The sequence below is a fragment of the Devosia sp. genome, assembly GCF_965229025.1.
Lineage (GTDB): Bacteria > Pseudomonadota > Alphaproteobacteria > Rhizobiales > Devosiaceae > Devosia_A.
This window is the reverse complement of record NZ_OZ245853.1, coordinates 2,686,368-2,710,210: the sequence shown is the minus strand read 5'-3', so window position 1 is coordinate 2,710,210 and position 23,843 is coordinate 2,686,368. Positions and strand designations below refer to the sequence as shown.

Genomic DNA, 23,843 nt, shown 5'->3' with positions numbered 1-23,843 from the left:
GGTTTCTATGCGTGGCGTAACGGTCGTCGATCACCCGCTGATCCAGCACAAACTGACCATCATGCGCGACAAGGACACCTCGATCGCGGGGTTCCGGCGCCTGCTGCGCGAGATCGCGCACCTCCTCTGCTACGAAATCACCCGCGATCTACAGCTTGAACTGATCCCCATCGAAACGCCCATGGGCCCGATGCAGGCGCCTACCATCAAGGGGAAGAAGCTTGTTTTTGCTTCGATTTTGCGCGCCGGCAACGGCCTGCTCGATGGCATGCTCGACCTCGTGCCCGCGGCCCGCGTCGCCCATATCGGCATCTACCGCGACCACGAAACGCTGCAGCCGGTCGAATACTACTTCAAGGCCCCGTCCGAGCTCGACAACCGCCTGATCATCGTCGTCGATCCCATGCTCGCGACCGCCAATTCCTCGATCGCCGCCATCGACAAGCTCAAGGAACGCGGCGCCAACAACATCCGCTTCCTCTGCCTCCTCGCCGCCCCCGAAGGCATCGAAAAGTTCTCCGCTGCCCACCCGGACGTGCCGATCTTCACCGCCGCCATCGACAGCCATCTCAACGAGAAGGGCTACATCATCCCCGGTCTCGGCGACGCTGGCGACCGCATGTACGGCACCAAGTAGGTCCTCACGCGCTAGTCGCGCTCCGGACGGGGCGGCCGACGGCCGGCGTCCTCGCTCCGCTCTTCCGGACTGATCCTCCCCCGCATCGCGGGGGACTGCTGAGCGGCCCGCAGGGACAAATCGCTCCAGTGGAGCGATTTGAGCGAAGCAGGCCATGAGAGCTATGCTCGAATGGCAAGACCACGCGAAGCGTGGTGGAGGGGGGTGTGCGTGTGAGCCCCACGAATACCGCTACTTCTTCAGCGGCAATCCCAGCCCGATCAGTTCCTGCCGCAGCAGTTTAGGGTCGGTGAAATGGTGCGCGTGCATGCCGAACTTGCGCGCCGAAATCACGTTGGGCTCGCTGTCGTCGATGAACACGCAGCTATCGGGCGACAGCCCATAGCGCTCGCAGAACACCCGGTAGATCCGCGGATCGGGCTTCACCAGCCCCTCGAGACCCGACACCACCACGCCATCGAACTTGGCGAGGAACGGCCAGTCCGGCAGGCAGCTTACCCACTTTTCCCAGGAGAAATTGGTGATGGCGAAGGTCGGAATGTCCGCCGCGATCAGCTCATCGTGAATGGCGATCGTGCCTTGGATGAATTCGCCCAGCGTCTCTTTCCAGCGCTGGTCATAGGCCTGGATTTCGCGCCAATAGCGCGGAAACCGCGTCGTCAGCCGCGCCACGCCCTCGGCATAGATGTCGCCCGCGTCGAACTCGAGGTTCCAGTCCTTGGTGCAGATATTGTCCTGAAACCACTGGGCTTCTTCCTCGGTCTCAAAGAGCTTGCGGAACAGGTACATCGGGTTCCAGTCGACGAAAACGCCGCCCAGATCGAAAACGGGGATGATGGTATCTTGCATGGGAGGGGCCTTGCCGGAGAGGACAGGGCGGCTATCGCATGAAGCGCTCCGCCCGGCAAGCCGCGCGCGGGAAGCTCAGCTGCCGATGTCGATCTTGGCGGCAAACCGCGGAACGAAATACTCGATATGGCTAAGGTTGATCGTGTTCGGGATCACCACCCCATAGACGGGCTTATAGGGGTAGACGATCTCCGAAACGACGAGGTAACTGCCGCGCGCCACCTGGTTGATCTGCGTCGTGGCAGCCAGCGGAAAAGCCGCGTTGGCAACCCGCGGCGTCGCTCCATTGTAGGCGCGGCTCCAGTAGACAGTGGCAACGCCTGTCGAACTCACCGCAATCACCGACACCACCTGCGTCAGCGCAGTGGTCGGATAGGGGAGCATGACGCCCGAAGCTGCCGAAAAATACTGGGTGAGCGTTGCCGCAGGCAGCGTCCCGTTGGTACGCGAAACCAGGTCGCCCATGGTCCCCGCTACCGCCGCCACGCGCCGGTCGACCGAATACAGCGATGCCGCCTCGATCGTGCCGAAGTAAAGCGTCAGCAGCACCGGCATGATCAGCGCAAATTCCACCACGGCGACGCCGCGGCGGCTGCGCCCGAAACGGACAAGCAGGCGCTTCAGCCTCAGATACAATTGGTGCACCCGAACGGCTCGCTCTTGAACACCCGTACCGCCCCCAGTAGGCGTATGCCGCCCGGCTGGTTCTGCAGGTTGAACCCTGGCAGATCGACGATGGTCTTCCATTTGTAATACGCCTGCACGATCACAATGTCGCCGCCGCTGCCCGGCTGGTAAAGCGGCTGCAGCGTCCAGTCGCATGTCGTCGTGCAGTCCGTGCCCGTCTTGGTCGGGTAGGTGACTGTGGCATCGGCAAATGTGGCAACGGTCTTCACGTTGATCCGCAGCTGCGAGCAGTCAAAGATGCCGTAAAGTCCATTGCAGATCGCGGTCTGGAACGTGTCGGCATTGTAGTTTGCCGTCTGCGCCTGACCGGTGCGGACCAGCCGCGCGGCATCCTGCACGGCGCTGTCGAGGATCTGGCCAGCAAAGAACACCAGCGACGTCTCTAGGATTGCGTAGATCAGTGTGAAAAACGGCAGCGCCAGAATGGCGAACTCAATCGCGGTCGTGCCGTCCTCGTCGCGGCCGAACGCTGCGCCCCGCCGGATGGCGGGGGCCAACAGCCGTCTCAGCACTGAAGCAGGCTTGATCATCGCCGCACCCTAGACGTAATCGTGCCACCCTAGAACCTTGAGACTAACTCATGGTTAGCGGCGGCACGCACTTTGCGGGAGTCTGGGCCATGCAGTTAACGTCGGGTTAATTGCCGGCAAGGCCAGACACTGTCTGCGAAGATGCAGCAGAAGTGGAAGTGTAGTCGGGGTCATCGCCCAGCATGACAATGGGCTGGCAGGTCGGCGAGCACGACATGCTTGTCCGCTTGTTTCCCATATAGACCGTCACCAGGTCGGCCTGATCCTGCACCACCTCGACCAGCGTGTCCGCGATCGGGTTACCGACAGAATCGAGGACGATCAGGTTGGTCTGGCCATAGCTCTTGCCGGTCAACACCAGGGTCTGCGGGTCCTGGATGGTAACATCAGCAATCCCTGGGTTGCCGATGATCACGGTCGCCGCCGGGGCGTTGATCCTCAGGATGCGCGCCATATTGACCTTGACGCTTACCGGCGGACCATCGGCCAGGGCGGGCAGCGTCGGCAGCAGCAGGGCTGTTGCACTCAAAAGGGCGGCGAAGCTGCGGCGGAGGTTCATGGCGGACCCTGGGTTACTCTACTGAAACACCAACAGAGTGTTGCGCGGAATGGTGAATAAACCGCAAACGACCACAAGTTCCTGCACGGAGACGGCCGGCGAGCTGATGCAGCCCCTGCGTCTCCACGGTGCCAGCACCAGTACTTCGTAAAGGTTGCGTAAGATTGTATTTCCCAACGTTACCAACTGTTCAGGATATCCAGAAGCCCTGAGATCCGGGCCGTTCGAGGCGCCCGAATTAACTCAATTTCAAGAGGTGGCGACTAGCTTCATCTCATGTTCGATGTGTGACGTATCGAACGGTGCTGACGCATCACCTGATGCTGTCACTTAATGACGTGTGCAAGGAGCCAACAAATGAACACTGTCGCTCGTTTCGTGAATGACGAGTCCGGCGCTACCGCGATTGAATACGGCCTGATTGCCGCGCTCATCGCCGTCGGTATCATCGTCGCCGCCACCACTCTCGGTGGCAGCCTGTCTGGCCTGTTCAACAAGATCTCGACCAAGCTCGACGCCGCAACCACCAGCTGATTGCTCTCTGCAATCAAGCCACTGGAAATTACGAAGGGGGCTCCGCGGCCCCCTTCTTTCGTTTTGGCTTTATTAACCATGCCGGTTCAAGACTGCGGGTAACGGCCGGGCACCCGGTCCACCAGCCACCGGGCCGACATGCAAGCACTTCTTACCATTATTCCTCTGCTGGTCTTTCCGCTGTTGATGGCGTTCGCCGCCTCCTCGGATCTGCTGACCATGCGGATTTCCAATCGTGTGGTCCTGCTGACCACTTTCGGCTTCTTCGCCCTGGCGCTCATCGTCGGGCTGCCTCTCGCTGAAATCGGCATTCACTTGGCGTGCGCGGCGGTCGTTCTGGTCGTGGCATTCGCCTTTTTCGCCTTTGGCTGGATCGGGGGTGGTGACGCCAAGCTGGCTGCCGCAACAACGCTCTGGCTCGGCTTTTCCGCCATGCTGCCCTACATCGTTTATGCGTCGTTGCTGGGCGGCGCCCTTACCCTCTTGATCCTCGCGGCCCGCCGCTGGCCCCTGCCAGAGCGCCTGCGCGCCATCACCTGGGTCGATCGGCTGCACAACTCCAAGTCCGGTGTCCCCTACGGCATCGCGCTCGCCGCAGCTGGGCTGCTGGTTTACCCCGATAGCGTGATCTTTCAGCACTTCATGGCCTGAACAGCGGACGGGAAGTTCTCGTTAACTGTAATTGACAAGCAACGATTAACCAAACTTTGACCCTTTGCCCGGATAGTTGACTGCAGTGTACCGGGCGCAGGAGCGTTCGCTGGAGTGGAGTACAGGCGATGAAAGCCTCGCGCATTATCCTCTTGCTGGTGGCCCTGCTCGCAGGTGGCCTTGCGGCCTTCCTCGCCACCCGCGGCGATGCGCCCCAGACCGTCGAAGTCGCCGGTCCCACGCAGATCGTTCAGGAAGCCAAGGCGCAGATCCTGGTGGCCAAGACCGTTATCGGCGTCGGCCAGCGGCTCAGTGCCGAGACCGTCGAGTGGCAGGACTGGCCCGAACTCGCCGTGCGGCCCGAATACGTGAACAAGCAGGCGCTTCCCGATGCCCTTGACCAGATGAGCGGCGCCGTGGCGCGCTTCGAATTCTTCCCCGGCGAGCCGATCATGGAAGCTAAGCTGGTGCGCACCGAGCAGGGCTATATGTCTGCAGTTCTCGCTCAGGGTATGCGCGGCGTTTCCGTTCAGGTCGATCCAGGCGCTGCCGCCGGCGGCTACATCATGCCCAACGACCGGGTCGATATCGTGCTCAGCCACGCCTCCAGCAACAATTCCACCCAGTCCGAGACGATCCTGACCAACATCAAGGTGCTCGCCATAGACAAGCGCCTCGGTGAAACCGGTACCACCGGCCAGCCCAAGGATCCTGCCGATCCGACAGCCGATGTGTTCCAGCAGACCGCGATCGCAACCCTGGAGCTCACCCCGGCACAGGGCGAATTGGTCATCAATGCCACCAAGGTCGGCACGCTCTCGCTCGCCCTGCGCTCGATCGCTGACTACACCGTCGCCGCCGGCCAGGACCCTGTTCGCCAGACCAACAAGGCCATCCGCCTCATTCGGGCCGGCAAGGATAGCAACGTGACGACAGCCAGCGGCTCGGAACAGACCGCTGAGGTCAATACCGACGGCATGCGCCCGCCTGCGGTTGAAGTCACCCAAGGCCAGGTGAACTGATGCGTGAGGATATCGTGATGCACTCGACCCCCGCTCGCCGTTACATTCAGGCTAACGCCTTGCGACTGGCCGCCCTTGCCCTGGTGCTTGGCGGCGTCTGCTGCCTCGCCCCGCTCGGCATGAACCAGGCATTTGGCGCTGAGGTCAGCCAGATCAAGATCGCCTCGAACGCCATTGGCGCCACCAAGAGCGTCGCCATGGGGATCAACAAGTCGATCATCCTCGACCTGCCCGTGGACGTGCAGGAGGTCATCGTCTCCCAGCCGTCCGTCGCGAACGCAATCCTGCGCAGCAAGCGTCGCGCCGTGATCCAGTCGACCGGCTCGGGCGATACCAACATCTTCTTTCTCGATGCTGCCGGCCGCACCATCGCCGTGATGGATGTCAGCGTGAAGGGGGCCGCGTCGACTGTTGCCTCGGCCCTGCGCGAAACCTTCCAGCGTGTGCTTCCCGGCTCCCACATCGAGGTGGAGTCGGTACAACTGGTCGACAGTGACGGTAATGTCGTCAACCGCGTCGTCCTGTCCGGCTACGCTGACAGCGCCGATGACGTCAACAAGGCCGTCACCATTGCGACCCAGTTCGCAGGTGACGAAAAGAATGTCGCCAGTGTCGTATCCGTCGGCGGCCCGCAGCAGGTCATGCTCAAGGTCACCGTCGCCGAAGTGCAGCGCGAAGTCGTCAAGCAACTGGGGATCAATCTCACTGGCAGCTATGACGCTGGAAACCTCACCACCGGCATTGTCTCCACCCAGCCGCTGGGTGGTTCCTCCAACACCATCACCAACAACGCGCTGACAGCAGGCTTCAGCTCAGGTGGGCTCGATATCAAGGCTACCCTCAAGGCCCTGGAGCGCCACGGTGCGCTGCGCACATTGGCCGAGCCTACGCTCACTGCCATGTCTGGCGCCGAGGCGGAATTCCTCGCTGGTGGCGAATTCCCAGTGCCCACCGACGTCGATTCAAACGGCAAGATCACCTATACGTTCAAAGAGTTCGGGGTGAAGCTGAAGTTCACGCCGACGATCAAGTCGGGCGGCACGATCGGCCTTGTGATCGACACGTCTGTGTCTGAACCGACCACTGAGGGCGGCTTCACCGTCGGCAGTATCACCATTCCCGCCACCAAGAACCGCCAGGCCAAGACCTCTGTGGAACTTGGGGTCGGCCAGACACTGTCCATCGGCGGCATGCTGCAGGACAGCACGCGCCAGCAGATCAACCGGCTGCCGGGCCTGGGCGACATCCCAATCCTCGGCGCCCTGTTCCGCTCGCGTGACTACATCCATAGCCGTACCGAACTGGTGGTGCTCGTCACCCCCTATTTCGCCCAGGCCGGAGAAAAGCCTGCCTTGCCTACGGACGGTTTGACCTTTGCTGGTGACGCGGAAGCAACTTTCCTCGGGCATATGGAAAGCATGTACGGCGTCGGTCCGGCCGGGACGCGCGGCAGCTACAACGGCCAGGTCGGCTTTCTGCTGGATTGATGGAGTGAAGGTGTCATGAGTATCCTCAACCGCGACGGCGGCAAATCCGGCGAAGAAGCAGCGGTCGACGTCGCCATGGGCGCACGTCTGGTCCCCCGCATCACCATCCAGGCGTTCTGCGAGCATTCGCAGACCGCGCAACTGGTTGAATCGGCCGTGCACGACCGGCGCATGTCCAAGGTGGCGCTTACCACCCACAATGGCGGGCTGGATGGGGCGATCGAGACCTACAAGTCCAACCCCACGCCCAATCTGATCCTTGTCGAAACCTCGCTCCCGACCGACGAGATCCCTGGCGCCCTCGAGCGCCTCGCCGAAGTCTGCGATGCCACCACGCGCCTCATCGTCCTCGGCCACGTCAACGATGTGGTGCTCTACCGCGAACTGATCCGCTCCGGCGTCTCCGAATACATCGTGCTCCCCACCAGTGCCTCGGCCATCGTCTCGGTGATTACCGAGCTGTTTGCCGCCGATGGCGCAGCACCCATCGGCCGCACCATTGGTTTTGTCGCAGCCAAGGGCGGCGCCGGCTCCTCCACGGTTGCCCACAACACCGCCTGGGCCATCTCGCAATACCTGCGCCAGGATGTGCTGATCCTCGACATGGATTTCGCCTTCGGTACCGCCGGGCTGAACTTCAACCAGGACCCGCCCCACGGCATCGCCGACGCTATTGGCGCGAGCCAGAAGATGGACCAGACCATGCTGGACCGTCTGACCTCCAAGGCCGCCAACCACGTCAACCTGCTGACGGCGCCTGTGGTCCTCGACAAGACCTTCGATTTCGAGGAGCGCGAGTTCGAGCAGATCATCGAGCTGAGCCAGAAGACCACCCCCGTCGTCATCCTCGATATCCCGCACATCTGGAGCGCCTGGGTGCGCCAGACCATCGCTGCGATCGACGAGATCATCATCGTCGCCGAGCCCGATCTTGCCAACCTGCGCAACGCCAAGAACCTCTCCGACACCATCAAGGCCCTCCGCCCCACCGAGTCCGAGCCCCTCCTAGTCATCAACCGCGTTGGCGTGCCCCGCCGGCCCGAGATTTCCCCCACCGAGTTCGCCACCTCGGTCGAGTGCAAGCTCCTTGGCCAGATCGGCTTTGATGCGGCAACCTTCGGTACCGCCGCCAACAATGGGCAGATGATCGCCGAGGTCGCGGCCAACAACCGCGCCAACGAGATCTTCCGCCTGATCGGCATGCACGTGACCGGTCGCAACACTCCCGAGCGCAGCGCTGGAAAGGCGAGCCTCAAGCTCCCGTCGTTCCTCAAGCGCAAGCGGGCCTGAAAGGCTGGTTTTTAGATGTTCGGTAAGCGCACCACTTTCGGCGGTAACACCCCCGGCGCGATGTCTTCCACGCAACGGCCCACGCCGGCGCCGGTCGTGCAGGCGGCGCGCACCGAGTTGGCGCGCTCTGCCGAGGCGCCCAAGCGCGACAACGAAGTCATCGATGTCCGCACGCCCGAGGCCATTCAGCGCGACAAGGAATACTTCCAGACCAAGTCGGCGATCTTCAATGCGCTGATCGATTCTATCGATCTTAGCCAGCTTGCAACCATGGAGCAGGACGCGGCGCGCGAGGAAATCCGCGATATCGTCGCCGAAATCATCGCGCTCAAATCTATCGTCATGTCGATCTCCGAGCAGGAAGACCTGCTCGAGGACATCTGCAACGACGTGCTCGGCTACGGCCCGCTCGAGCCGCTGCTGGCCCGCGACGACATCGCCGATATCATGGTGAACGGGTCGCAGAAGTGCTACATCGAAGTCGGCGGCAAGGTGAAGCTCACCAACGTCCGTTTTCGCGACGACGCGCACCTGATGAACGTCTGCCAGCGCATCGTGTCCCAGGTCGGCCGCCGCGTCGATGAAAGCTCCCCGATTTGCGACGCGCGCCTCCCAGACGGCTCCCGCGTCAACGTCATCGCCCCGCCGCTCGCCATTGATGGCGCCGCGCTCACCATTCGTAAGTTCAAAAAGGACAAGCTGACCCTCGCCCAGCTCGTCAAATACAACTCCATCTCGCCCGAAGGCGCCGAGGTGCTCCGCATCCTCGGCCGTGTCCGCGCCAACATCCTGATCTCCGGCGGTACCGGTTCGGGCAAGACCACGCTCCTCAACTGCCTCACCGGCTTCATCGAAAAGGACGAGCGCGTCATCACCTGCGAGGATTCGGCCGAACTGCAGCTGCAGCAGCCGCACGTCGTGCGTCTCGAAACCCGCCCGCCCAACCTCGAGGGCGAAGGCGAGATCACCATGCGCGATCTGGTCAAGAACTGCCTGCGTATGCGCCCTGAACGCATCATCGTGGGCGAAGTGCGCGGACCGGAAGCCTTCGATCTGCTGCAGGCCATGAACACCGGCCACGATGGTTCGATGGGCACGCTCCACTCCAACAGCCCGCGCGAAGCCCTGTCGCGTCTTGAATCGATGATCACCATGGGCGGCTATTCGCTCCCCAGCCGTACCATCAAGGAAATGATCGTCTCCTCGATCGACGTCGTGGTGCAGGCCGCACGTCTTCGCGATGGCTCGCGCCGCATCACCGCCATTTCCGAAGTGCTGGGCATGGAAGGCGACGTCATCGTCACGCAGGACATCTTCCTCTACGACATCCTGGGCGAGGACTCGAACGGCAACCTGATCGGCCGCCACCGCTCCACCGGCATCACCAAGCCCAACTTCGCCGAGCGCGCCCGCTACTTCAACGAGGAAGCCAACCTGATCGAGGCGCTGGAGCGCTCCAATATCGAGCAGCAGGAAATCCTTGGTGCGTAAGGGTCCCCGATGAACGCAATTGTTTACGCTCTTCTCGCCGTTGTCTGCGTCGGAGCCTTGGGCTTCGCCCTGATCCCCTCCCTTCTCGGGGGCGGCGGCCGCGTCGACAAGCGCATCAAGGCCATGCAGGGCGACATCCAGGCCAACCGCCGCGAGAGCAGCGCCGCGCGTAATCGCGACACCCGCCGCAAGGACATCCAGCAGACGCTGCGGACACAGACTGCTGCGCTCGAAAAGCAGAAAAAGCGCATTCCGCTTCAGGCCCGTCTCTATCAGGCCGGGATGCGCCTCAAGCCCGCAGGGTTCATCCGCAACTCGGTGATCCTGGGTGTGGCGCTGTTTGCCCTGTGCTTTTTCCTTCAGGTCGAGCTGATCTATTGCCTGATCTTCGGGCTCGCCGGCGGCTATCTGCTGCCGCGCATGTATCTCAACCGCCGCCGCAAGAAGTTCCAGAACCAGTTTCTCGACGAACTTCCCAACGCCGTCGAAGCCATCGTGCGCGGTGTGAAGTCCGGCCTGCCGCTCAACGATTCGATGCGTCTCGTGGCCAAGGAGGCCAAGGAGCCCATCAAGTCCGAGTTCCAGAAGGTCATCGACCAGCAGTCCGTCGGCAAATCGATCCAAGAAGCAGTGGTGGTGCTGTTCGAGCGCGTGCCGCTGCCCGAAGTGAACTTCTTTGTCGTCGTCATCACCGTGCAGGGCCAGGCGGGCGGCAACCTCTCCGAAGCGCTGGGCAACCTCGCGCGCGTCCTGCGTAACCGCAAGAAGATGAAGCTCAAGGTCAAGGCGATGTCGTCCGAAGCCAAGGCCTCGGCCGGCATCATCGGCTCGCTGCCTATAATCGTCGCAATTCTGGTGTCGCTCACCACGCCGACCTATCTGCTGCCACTGGTCGAGACCCAGGTCGGCCAGATCTGTCTCGGCGTCGCAGCCGTGATGATGTTTATGGGCGGCTTCATCATGAACCGCATGATCCAGTTCGATATCTGAGGGCGAGACCATGCAAAGCCTGATCAATACCCTTACCGACCCAAAATTCCTCATCGCCGTGCTCGCTGCTGTGGCAGCTGCTGCTGCGGTGTTTTCGATCGGCGTGACGTTCTTTTCCGGCGGCTCCAACATGCGCCAGCGCATCCGCCGGGTTGCGCTGGAACGCGAAAAGCTCCGCGCCGAGGAAATGTCGCGCCTGCGAGGCACCGGCAAGGATCAGGGCCCCCGGTCCATCCGCCAGGCCGCCGGCCGCAGCTACATGAAGAACATCGTCGAGCGGTTCTCGCTCGAAAAGGCCTTCCGCGATGAGAACACTGCGGATGCCCTGGCCCGCGCCGGCTACCGCACGCAGGGCGCCATGACCACTTTCCTGTTCATGCGCTTCGTCACCCCCTTCGCGCTGTTCACCCTCAGCTTCGCCTGGATGAGCCTGTCGCTGTTTGCCGATCGGCCGCTGTGGATGAATGCGCTCTATGCGCTCTTTCTCGGGCTGGTTGGAGCCTACCTGCCTAACCTCATGCTGAAGAACAAGACCCAGAAGCGGCAGCAATCGATCCGCCGTGCCTGGCCAGATACCCTCGATCTGATGCTGCTCTGCGTTGAATCTGGTATGTCGGTCGAACACGCCTTCAAGCGGGTCGCCAAGGAAATCGGCAGTCAGAGCGTCGAGCTCGCCGAAGAGCTGACGCTGACCACCGCAGAACTGAGCTTTCTCGAAGACCGCACCCGGGCTTACGAAAACCTCGCCCGCCGCACCGGCCTCGACAACGTCAAGTCAGTGATGACCTCGCTCATCCAGGCCGATCGCTACGGCACCTCCGTCGGCACCTCACTGCGCGTCATGGCTGAAGAAGGCCGCGAGTCCCGTATGATGGAAGCCGAAAAGAAAGCCGCCTCGTTGCCGCCCAAGCTCACCGTGCCGCTGATCCTGTTTTTCCTGCCGGTACTGTTCATCGTTATCATCTCGCCCGCCATGATCCGCGTCTTCTCGCAGAACGTGCACCTGAGCTGACGTCACTGGGTGGGGACTAAAAACAAAGAGGGCGCCCGTGAGGCGCCCTTATTTTTGCATTGAATGCGCGGAAGGCTCAGCCTTGGCCCTTGGCGCCCTTTATCAGGTCCCACCGGTTCTGCTGGGTCAGTAATGCCCGGATATAGCTCATGTTGGCCTCCACCTGTGCCGGCGGCAATTCAGCGGCAAACATCGCCCGCGCCTCGTCGAACCGGCCCTGCAGGCCCACAACAAGCGCCAGGTTTTGCCGCACTTGGCTGGTGGCGCCGCGGAGCTTCACCGCGAGCCGCAACTCGGACTCTGCCTGATCGAGGTTGTTGGTCATCGCAAAGGAGAGACCAAGGTTGGCATGCAGCGACGGCTGGTCTGGCGCAATTTTCAACGCCGTCGCGTAGACGTCACGCGCATCGACGTTCTTGCCGCTCTGGTCGAGGATCGCGCCCTTGACCAGCAGTGCGTTCCAATCCGGATTGGTCGGATCGATCGCAGTCTCGATGATGTTCAGCGCCTGCTCGAACCGTCCCGCCGATGCCAGCGCCTTGGCGTAGGCGATCTCGATCGCCATGTCGTTCTTGAACTTGCTGATGCCCGCTTCGAGCACGGCGACGGCCTGCTCGTTCTGGCCATTGGCCCTGAGCGCCGCAGAATAATAGATGATCGTCGCCCGGTCTCCCGGGTTTTTCTTGTAGTGGGCCGCCAACTGCTGCAACGCAATCTGCCGCTGGTCAGGTGTCTGCGCCGTGAAGTCAGGCGGCGTGCCGATGCTGCCCGTCGTCGTCGGGTTCATGGCGCAGCCGGATAGCGCCAGCGCTGCAACGCCAACCAGCAACAAGCCGCGGAGCGGCGTCAGGATTTGAGATCTGCGGGACAACACGAAAACTTCCTCGGGTAAAGCCAACGCGACACACGTCCGAGCCCGACCCAAGCAATAAATGATTAACCCTAACAGCGGGTTAAAAGCCGGCCCCGGCGCAATTGCGCCGCCCGTGCCAAGGCGCTAAACCGGATGCACCGCTTTGCAATGGATATGTCCCATGGCCACCAAGTCCCTGCCACTGATCTGCGTCGCGGAAGGGGAGGCGGCCCCGTCAGGGATCACCCCCACTCAGTCCCGCTGGGCCGAAGCCAATGGCTTTTCGGGACAGCGCGGCCGCCTCTTGGCGCTCCCCGGTGAAGACCACGCGGTCGCCGGTTACCTCTTCGGCCTCGGAACCGCCGCCGGTCGTCCGCCACTGGTTCTTGGCCTCGCCGCAGCAGCACTTGAGCCCGGGCGCTACCATCTCGCCGGTGCTGTCGGCGATCCGCACCTCGCCGCACTTGGCTTCCGCCTCGGCGCCTACCGCTTCGACCGCTACCGCAAGCCAAAAGTCGCTGTGACGCTGGATACGCCGGAAGGTGCTGATGCCGCCGAACTGGACCGGCTCGTCGCTGCCGCTTTCCTCGCGCGCGATCTCATCAACACCCCCGCCAACGACCTCGGCCCCAATGCGCTCGCGGCCGAGATCGAAGCCTTCGCCACCCGCCATGGCCTCGAGCTCAAGTCGATCGTCGGTGACGATCTGCTCACCCAGAATTTCCCGCTGATTCACGCCGTCGGCCGCGCCGCCGCAGAGCCCCCACGTCTCCTCGATTTTTCCTGGGGTGATCCTGCCGCTCCCAAAGTCACGTTGGTCGGCAAGGGCGTCACCTTCGATACCGGCGGGCTCGACATCAAGCCGTCCTCTTCCATGCTGCTGATGAAAAAGGACATGGGCGGCGCCGCCAACATTCTAGGCCTTGCCCATACCATCATCAATGCTGGCCTCAAGGTCCGCTTGCGCGTCCTCATCCCCGTCGTCGAAAACGCTATCTCCGGCCCCGCTTTCCGTCCCGGTGACGTGCTCATCGCGCGCAACGGCACCAGCGTCGAAATCGGCAACACCGATGCCGAAGGCCGCCTCATTCTCGCCGACGCCCTGTCCCTCGCGGATGAGGAAAGCCCAGAACTGCTCCTCGACATGGCAACCCTTACCGGCGCGGCGCGCACCGCCCTCGGCCCCGAATTGCCGCCGCTTTACGCAACCGACGATGCCGTGGCCGCAGCCTTGATGACTGCTGGTATCACATCCGACGATCCCCTCTGGCACATGCCGCTCTGGGCCAACTACGAGTCGATGATCTCCTCACGCATCGCTGATGTGAACAATGCCGGGCAGGGCGGCTTCGCTGGCTCGATCACAGCAGCCCTGTTCCTCCGCCGCTTCGTCAGGAACGCCGCTGCCTGGGTCCATCTCGATATCTATGGCTGGGCCCCCGAGGCCCGCGCCGGCCGCCCCTTCGGTGGCACCGACCAGGGCATCCGTGCCGTCTACACCTACCTCAAACAGCGCTATAGTTGACATCGTCAACTAAATGAATGACCCTGTCATCATCATGGATGATGACGATCAAACCGACGCCATTCGCGCTTTCAACCGCTTCTATACGCGGCAGATCGGGCTCTTGAACGAGCACATCGTCTGGAGCCCTTTCAGCCTCACCGAAGCGCGTGTGCTCTACGAGATCAGCCATCTCGGCCACGCCACCGCCGCCGATCTCAGCCGTTCTCTCGGTCTCGATCGCGCGTATCTCAGCCGCCTCCTGCAGAAGTTCCTGGCGCTCGAACTTGTCGTCCTCTCGCCCATCCCGAACGATCGCCGGCAGAACAGCATCGCGCTGAGCCGCGATGGCGACGCGACGGTCGACTCTCTGAACGCCGGCTCCAATGCCGCAATGCGCGAAATGCTGGCGCCGCTCTCCGGTCCCGAGCGCGCCGAGTTGGTCGCCATGATGCAACGCATCCGCACCCTCCTCGGCGATTCCTCAGCCAGTGAAGGCGCCGTCGTCCTCCGGCCCGAGCGGGTTGGCGAACTCGGCTGGCTCATCCATCGCCAGGCGGTGCTTTACAATGAGCAGCACGGCTGGAACGCCGAGTTTGAAGGGCTCATCGCCCGCATCTACTCCGAGTTCCAGGCCGCGCCGAATAACCCGCCCCGCGCCCTCTGGGTCGCCGATCGTGGTGGCGAGGTGCTGGGCTCGGTCTTCGTCACCCCCCACGCGACCCGCCCGTCAACGGCGCAACTGCGCATGCTCTACGTTGAGCCTGCGGCGCGCGGCGCCGGCATCGGCACCATGCTCGTGGCGCAATCGATCGATTTCGCCCGCCGCAACTGCTACGCCCGTCTCCGCCTCTGGACCCAATCCGTCCTCACCTCAGCCCGCCGCATCTACTCCGCCGCCGGCTTCAAACTCGTCGAATCCGGCCCCCACCACAGCTTCGGCAAGGACCTTGTCGGCGAGTACTGGGAACTCGAGTTCTAGCCGCCTCAATACCCCCGCGTCCGGTCCACCACGCTGGGCAGCGGCCTTCCCGCCTCGAAGTCGACAATCGCCTTTGAAAAATATGCCACCCCGGTCCGCTCGCTCGAAGCGGCCGCGATATGCGGGGTGATGTAGCAATTGTCGAGTGCCCAGAGCGGGCTGTCCTGGGGCAGGGGCTCGACCTCGAACACATCGAGGCTCGCCGCCCCCAGCGTCCCATCGGTCAGCGCCTTGACGAGGTCCGCTTCCTTCTGGTGTCCGCCACGACCGGCATTGATCACCACCGGCCCCGTACCGTCGATCCCGCCACGCTTCAGCTTCGAAAACGTCTCGAAATTGAGGATACCCTGCGTCTCCGCCGTCAGCGGCAGCAGGTTGACGAGGATATCGGTCCCCGCAAGGAACGCGTCGAACTGCTCCGCACCGGCGAACGTCTCCACGCCCTCGATCTGCTTTTCCGTCCGGCTCCAGCCCCTCAACTTGTACCCGAACACCTTCAAATGCCTGATCGCGTCCGTACCGAGGCTGCCTAGCCCCATGATCCCGACGCTCGTGTCCCAGGCGGGCGCCGGGTAAAGCTGCTTCCACACGCGCGCCTGCTGGTCGCGCTTGAACCGGGTGAACAGCCGCTGGTGCATGGTCGCTTGCGCCAGCACATAGTCGCTCATTCGCCGCGTCAGGTCGTCATCCATGAACCGCGAAATCGGCACGCCATCGGGCAGCGACGGGTTGCGCAGCAGCGCATCCACACCCGCGCCCAGCGACAGGATCGCCTTAAGGTTGCTCAGCCCCGCAAAGGCGTCCGGCTTGGGCTTCCAGATGAAGATGTACTCGATCTCTTTCGGGTCGTAGGCGTCAGCCCGCGTCACCACCTTGTGGCCCGGCAGTGCCGCCGCGAACCCGTCCGCCCAGCGCCGTTCGTTGAAATCCGCCAGATGCAGCAGCAAGGCCATCACACTCTCCCTATAAGCGCGCAAACAAAAGCCGCACCCGTTGCTGAGCGCGGCTTTTTATCGATCAGCGTCGACTGGTCTCAGGGCGACGTCGCGGCAGGAGCCGCCGTTGCGTCAGCCGCCGGAGCAGCAGTTGCGTCAGCCGGCGGTGCTGCAGTCGCATCCGCCGCAGGAGCCGCAGTCGCATCCGCTACCGGGAACGGCACGGGTGTCGGCGAAAGCGTCTGCAGATAGGCGAGGATATTGGCGCGCTCGGCCGGGTCCTTGACGCCCGCAAAGCTCATCTTTGTCCCCTTCACATAGGCCTTCGGAGCCGTGATGAAGGTGTTCAGATTCTCGTAGGTCCAGATCTCGCCGGCCTTGTTGTGCTCCAGCATGCCCTCCGAATAGGCAAAGCCCTCGTGGCTGCCCTCGGGGCGCCCGACCACGCCGTAGAGCAGCGGGCCTGTCTTGTTGGCTTCGCCAGCACCGAAATTGTGGCAGCTCTGGCACTTCTTGACCGAAGCCTGACCCTGAACCGGGTCGGCGCTGGCCAGCAGCACGGCGAGCGGCACTTCCGCCACGGCAGGCGCAGCGGCTCCACCGGCTTCCGCCGCTTCTGGTTCGGGCAGGGCATAGCCTGCACCGCGACCCTCGATGGGGTGGTAGATGGCTTCCGCAAGGAACCCTACGCCCATGACGAACAGCAGGGTGCCGAGAATGGCGCCGATGATCTTGTTGAGTTGAAACGAATCCATTGAGGGTATCTCAGCCTTCTTCCGCCGGTTTTGCAGACGGCGGAACAGCGAAAGGCCCCAAAAGGCCCGCCCGGCGCTTCAAGCCCCTGTCCCGACGCGCGCGGAAGATAGTCTGTCCCCATCGGCCGCGCAACGGGGTTTCCCGCCTCTGCGACAATATCGGGCGGCCAGCTTTGGCAGCCCCGGTTGACTCGCCACCCGGCACGGCGGCATTAGTGCCGCGTTTGTCACCAAAGGCGCCGCACCATGACCAAGAAGATCGCATTCCAGGGCGAACCCGGCGCCTTCAGCCATGCCGCTGTGCACGCGCTTTTCCCCCATGACGAAGCGCTTCCCTGCGTCACCTTCGAGGATACGATCGCCGCCGTGCAGTCCGGTGCCGCCGATCGCGGCGTCGTGCCGGTGGAAAACTCGCTCTATGGCCGCATCACCGACATCTACCACCTTCTGCCCGAAAGCGGCCTCCACATTACCGGCGAGCACTTCCTGCGGGTCGAAATGAACCTCCTCGCCGTGCCCGGTGCCACCATGGCCGATATCAAGTCGGTACAGTCGCTGTCGGTGGCCCTCGGCCAGTGCCGCAAATTCATCTCCGAGCACCACCTCACCACCATCAATGGCGGCGATACGGCCGGCTCCGCCCGCGAAATCGCCGAGCGCGGCGACAAGTCCGTCGCGGCCATCGCCTCGCGCCTTGCTGGTGAAATTTACGGCCTCAATCTGCTGGCACCCAATATCGAGGACGCGGCGCACAACACCACCCGCTTCCTCGCCATCTCGCGCACCGCCGAGGAGCCGGCGCCTAGTGTCGAAAAGGTCAAGACCACCTTCGTCTTCCGTGTCCGCAACGTTCCTGCGGCGCTCTACAAGGCGATGGGCGGGTTTGCCACCAACGGCGTCAACATGACCAAGCTCGAAAGCTACATGCTGGATGGCTCATTCACCGCCACCCAGTTCTACGCCGATGTCGAGGGCCGCCCGACCGACCGGTCGCTGCAACTGGCCTTCGAGGAGCTGCAGTTCTTCACCGACCACTTCCATATCCTGGGCGTCTATCCCGCAGGAAAGATCTAGGTCGCGGCACTCAGTAGAAGTCGTCGTCCTCGTCATCGCCGAGGATAAATCCCTCGGCGGCAACGCCGTACTGGTCCTCGTCCTCATCGCGGCCGTGTTCTTCGGCCTTGAGAATGAGCGTTTCAAACGCCGGCAGATAAAGTGGCGCCCCGGCCTCCCGGCCCGCTGCCCTCTGCATCCGGCTCATCGCCAGCAATTCTGGCGCAACACGCATAGCTTTCATCCGACAACCTCCTGGCTGACCCCGAAAGGATGCCCCCCAGAACATTAACAAGCCCTGACCGCCGCAGCTGTCCGCTGTTCACGAAGCGGGAGGCATCCGGTCTTCGTCGGCCGCCGCCCCCACTCGATGTCATCCCAGCGAAAGCTGGGACCCAAGCATCAGCCGGCGCGGATGGAGAGTTGGGTCCCTGCCTTCGCAGGGATGACGTGCGGTGAGATGGAGAAATAGCGTTTCGAGAGCGCCGTATCCGTCACTTACCCCCACTTATCCCCACCCTCTCCACTTGCTGTATTCTCCTCCCACCCATCGCATCGAAGCGAGATGATGACGAGTGGTTGGTGTGAGGGGGATCGGGTGGGGTGCGGGTCGCTGCATTCCAGGCCCAAACCATGGCGGGATGCACCGGTTCGCCGGTGACGTCGCTACCAACGCGAGGGCTCTCCGATGCCGGAGGGTCCAGGGGGTCAAGGCTGCGCGGCATAACGCGGCCGGGACCAGCAGGACTCTTGCGGCTAGGCTGCCAAAGTTCTGCCCCCCAGACCTCTCGCGATGCGGCACGGATGCACCCGGCCTCCCATGGCATAAGCCCAAAACCCCGGTCGGCCGGCGAGACTCCCGAACGTTCGGCTTTGCCGACGAAAAGCTCCAGTGGAGCTTTTCGAGAGAAGGGAGGCCATGAGAGCTACGCTCGAATGGCTGGAGCCTCACCCCATTTGCGGTCTACCCGCGTCGAGGCCAACGCCTCGCCGGCCCCGCTTCACTGCCATCATCCCCGACGCCCATGGCGGTCGGGCGCTTCAACATGTCAGAAACAAGAAGACCTCCGGATCTGCATCCGGAGGCCAGTTGGGAGGTCGTCACGAAAATTCTGGGGCCGTCAGGCCGGGGTAAAGCTCAGCGCTACGCCGTTCATACAATAGCGGAGGCCCGTCGGCTGCGGGCCGTCGTCGAAGACGTGACCAAGGTGCCCACCACAACGGCGGCAATGCACTTCATTGCGCACATAGCCGAGCTTGCTGTCGGTGGATTGCTCTACGGCGTTTTCAAGCGGCTGGTAGAAGCTTGGCCAGCCGGTGCCACTGTCATATTTGGTTGCAGAGTCAAACAGCGGCAGGGCACAGCCGGCACAATCGAAGGTTCCGGCGCGGTGCTCGTTCAGAAGCGGCGAAGTGCCGGGATACTCGGTATCTTCGTGCCGGAGGACCTCGAAAGCCTCCGGCGAGAGCTTGGCCTTCCACTCGGCCTCGGTGAAGCTCACCTCGAACTTGCCCTCAGCGGCGCGGGAGCCGCCCACCGGGCGCAGGAAAACTGCCGCAGCAACGAGCGCAACTGCGGCTGTTCCTCCAGAAACCAGGAAACGACGAGAAATCTGCATGGGATCGACCTTTCTGGCGCGCAAGTGAGCCTAGCGAGTTACCGATGACGGTTCATCTCAAAAGAGCGTGTCCCGCCCCGATCTGGGACGGGACACGCCTTGGTGTCGATAACCAGTTCGCAGCAGAAGCTGCGAAGGTTACATCTTGGGGAGAAGCACCTTGTCGATGACGTGGATCACGCCGTTCGACTGAATCACGTCAGCGATCGTCACGTTGGCAACGCCACCGGTTTCGTCGGTGATGGTCACCTTGCCGTCAGCTGCCTTGAGGGCCAGCTTGCAGCCGCCGACAGTGTCGACCATGTGCACGCCGCCGTCATCCATCGCCATCTTCGTGATGTCAGCAGCGAGTGCCTTGGCGGGGATTACGTGGCACGCCAGGATCTTGACGAGCTTGTCCTTGTTCTCGGGCTTCAGCAGGTCGTCAACGGTGCCGGCCGGCAGAGCGGCGAAGGCTTCGTTGGTCGGGGCAAGAACGGTGAACGGGCCGGGGCCCTTCAGCGTATCGACCAGGCCGGCAGCCTTGACGGCAGCGACGAGCGTGGTGTGGTCAGCAGAATTGACGGCATTGTCGATGATGTCCTTGGTCTCGGACATCGGTGCGCCGCCAACCATCGGGTTCTCGGCATAAGCAACGCCAGCGATGGCGGAGATCGAAAGCACAGTCGACAGCGCAATAACGCGCAGGGTGGAGAGCTTCATTGTTTTGTTCCTTCCTTGGGTCCCGCTCTTGCAGCGGTTGGACATGAGGAACAACGGCAGGGGTTCAGAGAAAGTTTCGCTTCGATTGCAGATTGCGACAATGAATATTTTCTCTCCGAATGTGATCTGCCGCAAAGGCCGCATCGTAGCGCGCACCTTCGGTTGCTAAATAACAAATCGGAATCAGATTGCCGTTGCCGTGCCGGCGGCAACAACCGGGCCCTTGGGCGTGCCGTCAGGCGAGCCGCCCTTTTGTTCGAGCGTGATGGCCAACACAGCGCCTTCGCCGAAGCCCTTGAGGGCTGCTTCTGGGATTTTCACTTCGGAGCGCGCATTGATGGGGATCACGCCCATCGAAATCGGCGCATTCTTGCCTTCGATGGCCCAGAGCTCAAAATCTTTCTCCGGCACGGCAGCGCCACTGAGCGATGTCAAGCGGACACTTCCGGTGGCGGGATTGTAGAGCGCCACGAAACTCACGTCGCTGCCCTCGGCCTTGAGGGCGGCGACCAGTTGCGATGCCATGTCCTGCGGGCTGAGCCGCGGCTGCGCGATATTAATGCCCACAGCCACGACCGCCACGGCGAGCGCGGCACCAGCAAGGCCGCGCCACAGCGTCAGCGAGTTCCACCAGCCGGCAAGTCCCGTTGGAGCCGATGCGCCGAACAGACGCGTTTCGATCCTGCCGAGGACGGCGGAAGGTGGGGTGACTTCGGCAAACTCGGTGTCGAGGCTGCTCAGTCGTGAGTTCCAGATGCTCAATTCGCGGGCAAGCGCCGGCTCGCGCCGCAGCCGTGTGGCAACCAGCGCATGCTCCTCAGCGTTCAGCAGGCCGAGCGCATACTCGGCGACGAGGACCTGGTCCCCGTCCAAACCGCCGCTCTGGTCACTGTCCTGGCTCATGCCGAAAGACACTCTCTCAATTTCAACAGGCTCCGCCGGAGCCAGGTTCGCATCGTATTCAGAGGCACCTTATGGCGCTCCGCCAGTTCGTCGTAGCTGAAGCCATCGAGATAGGCTCCCCGTACGCAATCGGCCTTGTCGGCCTCGAGTTGTTCGAGGCAGCCGTGGATGCGCGTGCGCTCGGCCTGGTCGAGGGTCGCCTGCTCTGGGTCAGGCGCGCCATCGGCCACATCAAGCGCGAGCTCGATATCATCGCTAACCGGCTTGCGGGCCCTGAGGATGTCAAGGGCATGGTTGCGGGCGACCGCGACCAGCCAGCTGATCGGGCTATAGCCACCCACCACATAGCGGTCGGCGCGTTGCCAGATCTTGACATAGACCTCCTGGAGCGCCTCTTCGGCTTCCGATCTGTCCCTCAAGATACGCAGCGTCACGCCAAAAAGTTTCGCGCTGGTGCGGGCATAGAGATCGCGAAACGCTCCGCGATCCCGCAGCGCGGTGCGGGCGATCAAATCAGCAATCTCGGAACTGGCGATGGTCATCGAAAACAAGCTTAGCCTTAGGCCACGAATCTGCCTACCCCTGCTGGGACTTCTGTGGCCCTCCGTCACGAAATCTTCGCTATTGGGCTGTTGAAGACCGCAAGCGTCTAAAAGCGCTTTTCACCGGCCCACAATGCGCTATAGGACGAAGCCATAATGAGCAGCAAACGCGCCATGCCCGATATCGAAAGCTTCTCTCGCGACGCCGCAATTCTCTCGCAGGCCCTGCCCTATATGCAGCGCTACGAGGGTAAGACCGTCGTGGTGAAATACGGTGGCCATGCCATGGGCGAACTTTCGCTCGGCAAGGCCTTCGCGCGAGACATTGCGCTATTGAAGCAATCCAAGGTCAATCCGATCGTCGTCCACGGCGGCGGGCCACAGATTGCCTCGATGCTGGCCAAGCTCGGCATTGAATCGAAGTTCGAAGGCGGACTCCGCGTCACCGACCAGCGCACCATGGAAGTGGTGGAAATGGTGCTGGCCGGCTCGATCAACAAAGAGATCGTGGCGCTGATCAATGCCGAAGGCGAATGGGCCATCGGGCTTTGTGGCAAGGACGGCAACATGGTCTTTGCGAGGAAGGCCAACAAGACTGTCCGCGACCCGGGTTCGTCCATTGAGCGCGTGCTCGACCTGGGCTTTGTCGGCGAGCCGGCGGAAGTCGATCGCACGCTGCTCGATCTTCTCGCCCGCTCCGAGATGATCCCGGTCATCGCACCGGTCGCCCCTGGTCGTGATGGCGCTACCTACAATATCAATGCCGACACGTTTGCCGGTGCCATCGCCGGCTCGCTCGGTGCCAAGCGCCTGCTGTTCCTCACCGATGTCGACGGCGTGCTCGATGCCAAAAAGAAGCTGATCCCCGAGCTCACGGTGCGCGATGCCAAGGCCTTGATCGCCGACGGCACCATCTCGGGCGGCATGATCCCCAAGGTTGAGACCTGCCTTGAAGCGCTCGAAAGCGGCGTCGAGGGCGTGGTGATCCTCAACGGCAAGACCCCGCACGTGGTGCTGGTCGAGTTGTTCACCGAGCACGGTGCGGGCACCCTTATCGTCCGCTGAAAGCCAACAGCCGTTGAGATTTAAAGGGCGCCTACCGGCGCCCTTTGCATTTCGGGTCCGGACTTTGGGGGCTGTGGATAGTTACCTTTGGCTAACCAATCGCTTCGAATTTCCATCAAATGCCACATATGGGCCCGCTCCTGCCCTCAGTACGGCCCCGCCTCAATGCGACGAGGCGATCGAACGGACTGATTGGAGCATCTCCTTGAACAGCATCGCCACATTCGCCGCCAGCGCACTGGTTCTCTTCAGCTTCGGGCAAGCCCTCGGCGACCAGGCCAAGCAGCCCGCCAACTATCTCTATACCAGCGCCGGCGAGTTGCAGGACCATATGGCGATCCTGAAACGGCCCGACATTTCCGGGGTGCAAGTGGTCTACAACTGGCGGCTGCTGGAACCGAAGGAAGGCCAGTACGATTTCTCCATGATCGAGGCCGATCTCGCCGCCGCAAAGGCATTGGGCAAGCAACTGGTGATCCAGGTGCAGGACCGGTTCTTCTCGCCGCAAGCGCGGAACATCCCCGACTACATGCTGCGCGAGCGCAAATATGGCGGCGGACTGGTGCCGCAACAGGAGGAGGGCAAAGCAGAAGGCTATGGCTGGACCGCGATGCAGTGGAACCCAGAGGTCCGCGCCCGCTATCAGGCGCTCCTCACGGCACTCGGCAAGGCCTTCGATGGCCGCGTGTTCGCGGTCAACCTGCCCGAAACGGCGATCGATGTCAGCGAGGACCAGAAGCGGCCAGGGTTCTCCTGCGACGCCTATTTCAACGCGGAGTTGGAAAATCTCGGCGCTGCCCGCGCAGCATTCTCGCAATCGCACGTGGTGCAATACGTCAACTTCTGGCCGTGCGAGTGGGAGAACGACCACACCTACATGAGCCGCCTGTTCGCTTTCGCAGAAGCACACGACATCGGGCTCGGCGGCCCGGACATCGTTCCCTGGCGAAAGGGGCAGATGAAGAACTCATACCCGTTCTTCCATCAGTACAAAGGCAAGCTCGGCTTTGTGGGCATGGCGGTGCAGGAGCCAACGCTTGCCTATGTCAACGACAAGACCGGCAAGCCATTCACCCGCGACGAGTTCACCGACTTCGCAACCGACTACCTCGGCGTCAACGCCATCTTCTGGAGCGCGGAAACGCCATGGCTGAACCAATAGGGCGTCGCTGGGGGCGTGTGTGGGCGGCC

26 protein-coding genes are annotated in these 23,843 nt (G+C 62.5%); 14 read left to right on the top strand and 12 right to left on the bottom strand.

The window, feature by feature from the left end:
* Positions 1–7: 7 nt before the first annotated feature.
* On the top strand, positions 8–637 hold the full coding sequence (gene upp / locus ACO06J_RS13240) for a uracil phosphoribosyltransferase (protein ID WP_421761189.1): 630 nt from the start codon (positions 8–10) through the stop codon (positions 635–637).
* 231 nt (positions 638–868) lie between these two features.
* On the opposite strand, the gene ACO06J_RS13235 is transcribed toward upp, so the two are convergent.
* The 4 genes from ACO06J_RS13235 to ACO06J_RS13220 form a co-directional block, all read right to left on the bottom strand.
* Complete coding sequence (locus tag ACO06J_RS13235) at positions 869–1,486, bottom strand: HAD family hydrolase (protein WP_421761188.1); 618 nt, start codon at positions 1,484–1,486, stop codon at positions 869–871.
* Positions 1,487–1,561: 75 nt separating this feature from the next.
* A complete protein-coding gene (locus ACO06J_RS13230; protein ID WP_421761187.1) occupies positions 1,562–2,122 on the bottom strand; it encodes a TadE/TadG family type IV pilus assembly protein in 561 nt (186 codons plus the stop codon).
* Positions 2,113–2,703, bottom strand: coding sequence for a TadE/TadG family type IV pilus assembly protein (locus tag ACO06J_RS13225; RefSeq protein WP_421761186.1), 591 nt, complete (start codon positions 2,701–2,703; stop codon positions 2,113–2,115). Before ACO06J_RS13225 ends, ACO06J_RS13230 begins: the two co-directional genes overlap by 10 nt.
* A gap of 106 nt (positions 2,704–2,809) precedes the next feature.
* Positions 2,810–3,262: a pilus assembly protein N-terminal domain-containing protein gene (locus ACO06J_RS13220; protein WP_421761185.1), complete on the bottom strand. Its 453-nt coding sequence runs from the start codon at positions 3,260–3,262 to the stop codon at positions 2,810–2,812.
* A 357-nt stretch (positions 3,263–3,619) separates the two neighbouring features.
* Between ACO06J_RS13220 and ACO06J_RS13215 the strand changes: the two genes are divergently transcribed.
* From ACO06J_RS13215 to ACO06J_RS13180, 8 genes are all read left to right on the top strand, one after another.
* Positions 3,620–3,796, top strand: a complete 177-nt coding sequence (locus ACO06J_RS13215) for a Flp family type IVb pilin (protein WP_421761184.1) — start codon at positions 3,620–3,622, stop codon at positions 3,794–3,796.
* A 138-nt stretch (positions 3,797–3,934) separates the two neighbouring features.
* Positions 3,935–4,447, top strand: a complete 513-nt coding sequence (locus ACO06J_RS13210; protein ID WP_421761183.1) for an A24 family peptidase — start codon at positions 3,935–3,937, stop codon at positions 4,445–4,447.
* A gap of 128 nt (positions 4,448–4,575) precedes the next feature.
* Entirely contained in the window at positions 4,576–5,469 is an 894-nt protein-coding gene (gene cpaB, locus ACO06J_RS13205; RefSeq protein WP_421761182.1) for a Flp pilus assembly protein CpaB, read from the top strand.
* Entirely contained in the window at positions 5,469–6,956 is a 1,488-nt protein-coding gene (locus ACO06J_RS13200; protein WP_421761181.1) for a type II and III secretion system protein family protein, read from the top strand. The genes cpaB and ACO06J_RS13200 overlap by 1 nt, the downstream gene beginning before the upstream one ends.
* Positions 6,957–6,971: 15 nt before the next feature.
* Positions 6,972–8,246: an AAA family ATPase gene (locus tag ACO06J_RS13195; protein WP_421761180.1), complete on the top strand. Its 1,275-nt coding sequence runs from the start codon at positions 6,972–6,974 to the stop codon at positions 8,244–8,246.
* Positions 8,247–8,261: 15 nt separating this feature from the next.
* Positions 8,262–9,737 carry a CpaF family protein gene (locus ACO06J_RS13190; RefSeq protein ID WP_421761179.1) on the top strand — a complete coding sequence of 492 codons (1,476 nt, stop codon included), beginning with the start codon at positions 8,262–8,264 and terminating at the stop codon, positions 9,735–9,737.
* Between the two features lie 9 nt (positions 9,738–9,746).
* Positions 9,747–10,727 carry a type II secretion system F family protein gene (locus ACO06J_RS13185; RefSeq protein ID WP_421761178.1) on the top strand — a complete coding sequence of 327 codons (981 nt, stop codon included), beginning with the start codon at positions 9,747–9,749 and terminating at the stop codon, positions 10,725–10,727.
* 10 nt (positions 10,728–10,737) lie between these two features.
* Positions 10,738–11,739: a type II secretion system F family protein gene (locus ACO06J_RS13180; RefSeq protein WP_421761177.1), complete on the top strand. Its 1,002-nt coding sequence runs from the start codon at positions 10,738–10,740 to the stop codon at positions 11,737–11,739.
* Between the two features lie 76 nt (positions 11,740–11,815).
* Here the strand turns inward: ACO06J_RS13180 and ACO06J_RS13175 are convergent, their stop codons facing one another.
* Positions 11,816–12,610, bottom strand: a complete 795-nt coding sequence (locus tag ACO06J_RS13175; protein ID WP_421761176.1) for a tetratricopeptide repeat protein — start codon at positions 12,608–12,610, stop codon at positions 11,816–11,818.
* Positions 12,611–12,773: 163 nt separating this feature from the next.
* Between ACO06J_RS13175 and ACO06J_RS13170 the strand changes: the two genes are divergently transcribed.
* Both ACO06J_RS13170 and ACO06J_RS13165 read left to right on the top strand, forming a co-directional pair.
* On the top strand, positions 12,774–14,117 hold the full coding sequence (locus ACO06J_RS13170) for a leucyl aminopeptidase family protein (RefSeq protein WP_421761175.1): 1,344 nt from the start codon (positions 12,774–12,776) through the stop codon (positions 14,115–14,117).
* A 13-nt stretch (positions 14,118–14,130) separates the two neighbouring features.
* Positions 14,131–15,078: a bifunctional helix-turn-helix transcriptional regulator/GNAT family N-acetyltransferase gene (locus ACO06J_RS13165; RefSeq protein ID WP_421761174.1), complete on the top strand. Its 948-nt coding sequence runs from the start codon at positions 14,131–14,133 to the stop codon at positions 15,076–15,078.
* Between the two features lie 5 nt (positions 15,079–15,083).
* Here the strand turns inward: ACO06J_RS13165 and ACO06J_RS13160 are convergent, their stop codons facing one another.
* Together ACO06J_RS13160 and ACO06J_RS13155 are read right to left on the bottom strand one after the other, a co-directional pair.
* Positions 15,084–16,031 (bottom strand): 2-hydroxyacid dehydrogenase, encoded by a 948-nt coding sequence (locus ACO06J_RS13160; RefSeq protein WP_421761173.1) that lies wholly within the window; start codon positions 16,029–16,031, stop codon positions 15,084–15,086.
* An 80-nt stretch (positions 16,032–16,111) separates the two neighbouring features.
* On the bottom strand, positions 16,112–16,768 hold the full coding sequence (locus tag ACO06J_RS13155; RefSeq protein WP_421761172.1) for a c-type cytochrome: 657 nt from the start codon (positions 16,766–16,768) through the stop codon (positions 16,112–16,114).
* Between the two features lie 246 nt (positions 16,769–17,014).
* On the opposite strand from ACO06J_RS13155, the gene ACO06J_RS13150 reads away from it, so the two are divergent.
* On the top strand, positions 17,015–17,842 hold the full coding sequence (locus ACO06J_RS13150) for a prephenate dehydratase (protein WP_421761171.1): 828 nt from the start codon (positions 17,015–17,017) through the stop codon (positions 17,840–17,842).
* Between the two features lie 10 nt (positions 17,843–17,852).
* Here ACO06J_RS13150 and ACO06J_RS13145 read toward each other — a convergent pair whose 3' ends face one another.
* From ACO06J_RS13145 to ACO06J_RS13125, 5 genes are all read right to left on the bottom strand, one after another.
* A complete protein-coding gene (locus tag ACO06J_RS13145; protein WP_421761170.1) occupies positions 17,853–18,065 on the bottom strand; it encodes a hypothetical protein in 213 nt (70 codons plus the stop codon).
* Positions 18,066–18,942: 877 nt separating this feature from the next.
* Positions 18,943–19,440, bottom strand: coding sequence for a peptide-methionine (R)-S-oxide reductase MsrB (msrB, locus tag ACO06J_RS13140; RefSeq protein ID WP_421761169.1), 498 nt, complete (start codon positions 19,438–19,440; stop codon positions 18,943–18,945).
* A 138-nt stretch (positions 19,441–19,578) separates the two neighbouring features.
* Positions 19,579–20,142 carry a fasciclin domain-containing protein gene (locus tag ACO06J_RS13135; RefSeq protein ID WP_421761168.1) on the bottom strand — a complete coding sequence of 188 codons (564 nt, stop codon included), beginning with the start codon at positions 20,140–20,142 and terminating at the stop codon, positions 19,579–19,581.
* A gap of 183 nt (positions 20,143–20,325) precedes the next feature.
* Positions 20,326–21,045, bottom strand: a complete 720-nt coding sequence (locus ACO06J_RS13130; RefSeq protein WP_421761167.1) for an anti-sigma factor — start codon at positions 21,043–21,045, stop codon at positions 20,326–20,328.
* The gene (locus ACO06J_RS13125; protein WP_421762508.1) at positions 21,042–21,581 is read right to left on the bottom strand and encodes a sigma-70 family RNA polymerase sigma factor; all 540 of its coding nucleotides are present in this window, start codon (positions 21,579–21,581) and stop codon (positions 21,042–21,044) included. The genes ACO06J_RS13130 and ACO06J_RS13125 overlap by 4 nt, the downstream gene beginning before the upstream one ends.
* Before the next feature lie 162 nt (positions 21,582–21,743).
* On the opposite strand from ACO06J_RS13125, the gene argB reads away from it, so the two are divergent.
* Positions 21,744–22,652, top strand: coding sequence for an acetylglutamate kinase (gene argB / locus ACO06J_RS13120; protein WP_421761166.1), 909 nt, complete (start codon positions 21,744–21,746; stop codon positions 22,650–22,652).
* Positions 22,653–22,857: 205 nt separating this feature from the next.
* Positions 22,858–23,814: a hypothetical protein gene (locus ACO06J_RS13115; protein ID WP_421761165.1), complete on the top strand. Its 957-nt coding sequence runs from the start codon at positions 22,858–22,860 to the stop codon at positions 23,812–23,814.
* Positions 23,815–23,843 lie beyond the last annotated feature (29 nt).